The following is a 2,903-nucleotide window of genomic DNA, read 5'->3' as shown; positions in this document are numbered from 1 at the left end:
CCCGCATCCCCACCCCTACCCCCACGTCAGCCGCCGACCCGCGCCGACGGCACCGCTTCGGTCGTCTCGGCGTCGGCGCCGCTGCGGGCCGCCGGGATCCTGGCGAGGGCCGTCCGGCCCGGCCCGCTCAGCGCGTACTGGATGCCGAACCCGCCGGCCACCACCAGCGCGCCGCCGCACGCGTCGAGGACGTAGTGGTTGGCCGTACCGATGATCACCAGGAAGGTCATCATCGGGTAGACCATCCCCAGCGCCTTCATCCACACCTTCGGCGCCACCACGGCAATCACGACACCGCACCACAGCGACCAGCCGATGTGCAGCGAGGGCATCGCCGCGTACTGGTTGGACAGCTCGGTGAGCGCGCCGAAGTCGGGGTTGGACAGGTCCTGCGGGCCGTTCGCCGTGTCGATGAAGCCGCGGCCCGGCATCAGGCGCGGCGGCGCCAGCGGGTACGCCCAGAAGCCGACGAGCGCGAGCAGCGTGGCCAGGGCGAGGGCCGTGCGCGCCCACCGGTAGGTGGCCGGACGGCGCACGTAGAGGAAGGCCAGCAGGGACAGCGGCACGAGGAAGTGGAAGGTGCCGTAGTAGTAGTTCATGCTGTCCTTGAGCCAGCCGATGCCCGCCACGAAGTGGTTGAAGCCATGCTCGAAGTCGATGTGCAGGAACTCCTCGGCACCGATGATCTGCCGGCCGTGCGACTCGGCCGGGGCCCGCTCCTCCGGGGCGCTGGCGCGGATGTACGAGTAGGCGAAGTACCCCACCCGTATCAGCATCAACTCCAGCAACAGGTTCGGACGGTTGAGCGGCCGCTTCCAGAAGCGCAGCAGCGGCACCCACGCGAACCGGCCCGGCTGCGGCTCCGCGACCGGCGTCGGGGCCGGCCGGTCCCACAGCGGTGACGTGCGGGTCAGGAACGGCACGGCGCAGGCGGCGGCGAGCGCGGCGAGCAGCGGCGCGTTGTCGCCGATCGGCACGAGAACCGGATTGTCGGGGACGAGGATCGTGTGATGCAGCGTCATGACGAGCACGACGAGGACGGGCCACACCAGCCGGTCCGCGCGCCGCTTGCCGACGCGCCCGGCGAGGGCGAGCAGGATCCACAGCTGCTGGTGCTGCCAGGCGGTCGGCGAGACGGCGACCGCGACGCAACCGGTGATGGCCGTGGCGAGCAGCGGCTGCCCGTCGCGGGCGTAGTGGGCGGCCCGGCGCAGGCCGAGCACGGCGACGGCGACGGCCAGTACCCCGTACAGCGCGATCTCCACCGGGCCGTGCAGGCCGAGGCGGAGCAGCAGGCCGTGCAGCGACTGGTTGGCCAGGCCGTCGGGCTTGTCGCCGAGGCCGGCGCCGGCGATGTGGTGGACCCAGTACGTCCAGGAGTCGTCGGGCGCCGCGGCCCAGGCCAGGGCGGTGGTCGCGGCGAAGGTCACGCCGGCGGTGACGGCCGCGCGGCGGCGGCCGGTCAGCCACAGCAGCGGGGCGAAGAGGAGGACGGCCGGCTGCAGGGCCGCCGCGACACCGACGAGGATGCCGCTCGCCCGCCCGGAGCCCTGGGCGAACGGCGGTGCGCAGCAGGCCAGGACGACGAGGAGGACGGGGATGATGCTGGTCTGGCCGAGGGTGAAGGTGCTGCGAACGGGGAGCGAGAGCACGGTGAGGCTCACCGCGACGGGGGCCGCGAGCAGGGTGGTACGGCGGGAGAGCGGGCCGGGGAGCGAGCGGGCGGCGGCCAGCGCGAGGGCGACGACGAGCAGCAGCGTCCCGAGCGTCCAGGCGATGCCGAGACTGTGCTCGGCGGCGTTCGTCAGCGGTCTCAACACCAGGCCGCCGACGGGGGTACCGGTGAACCGGCCGTCCTCGTAGAAGGAGCCGCGCGCCCGCAGGACGCCGTGCTCCCCTATCCACGTGGCGAGGTCCGCGAACCGGCGGTCGGGCGGACGCCGCAGCACCACCGCCGCCTGGCGCACGGCCAGGAACCCGGCGATCAGCCAGAGGGCTCCCAGGGCCACGAGGGTCCGTGAACCCGCCCGCCGCGCTTCGGCCGCCCCGCTCCGTTCTGCTTCCACCACGCCTTACTGCCCCTCCGGTCGCCCATCGCGGTCACGCTCGTCCGGCTCTTTGAGACCTTACTGAGTCCTGGAGAACAGCCGCAGGTCACCCCCAGGTCACCTCAAAGCCGCCGAACGTGGCCAGAACGCGCCCCCCTAGGGGGCGGGAGGGCGGCAATCCCGCCCATTAGGGGTGCTGAGGATCCCTTTGGGGGGCGGTGCGCCGGGTTCTTGCCCGTACGGGGGGGCAATTCCTTCCCCCGTACGGGAGTCCGAGCGCTTCCCCCGTACGGGACACCGGGTCTCGCCCCTTAGGGGAGGGGTCGGGGGCGCTCGGTCCGTAGGGGGCGCCGAAGCCGGGTCTCTTCATGTAAGGGACCCCCTTACGGGGAGCCCGGGGGTTCGCCCGTACGGGATGCCCGGTCTCCTGCCCCGTACGGGGAAGGCGTGGCGCCTCTTTCGTACGGGGCTCCGGGCGCCTTGCGTGGAGGAGTGACGAAGGGCCCGGGGCTCTCCGCCCGTACAGGCCGCCTAGGGTCCTTCCCGTACGGGCTCCTTCCCGTACGGGGTCCTTCCGTACGGGGTCCTTCCCGTACGGGGTCCTTCCCGTACGGGGTCCTTCCCGTACGGGGTCCCCTGAGGGCCCCCCTTAAGGTCCCCTTCCCGCAAGGGAAAACCCAGAGCACCACACCCCGGCCACCCGGAAAATCCCATGCGCCGTTCGGGGTCCGACTGCCACCCTCCCCTTCCATGACGACCACACGCCCCACCGCGGCGGGCGGCCCGGGCGGACGCTCCGACGCCGCCCCGCCCCTCGCCGCCGCCCGGCCCCGCACCACCACCTCACCCCTCACC

The 2,903-nt window shown here is 72.9% G+C and carries 1 protein-coding gene; it reads right to left on the bottom strand.

The genetic code is table 11. The annotated features are described in order from the left end of the window. Positions 1 to 26 precede the first annotated feature (26 nt). Positions 27 to 2,069, bottom strand: coding sequence for a bifunctional glycosyltransferase 87/phosphatase PAP2 family protein (locus ACSNOK_RS32255; protein ID WP_436784340.1), 2,043 nt, complete (start codon positions 2,067 to 2,069; stop codon positions 27 to 29). Positions 2,070 to 2,903 lie beyond the last annotated feature (834 nt).

This window comes from Streptomyces sp. URMC 126, assembly GCF_051386555.1.
GTDB lineage: Bacteria > Actinomycetota > Actinomycetes > Streptomycetales > Streptomycetaceae > Streptomyces.
Note: the sequence above shows the minus strand (reverse complement) of the source record. Positions and strands in the feature narration are given on the sequence as shown.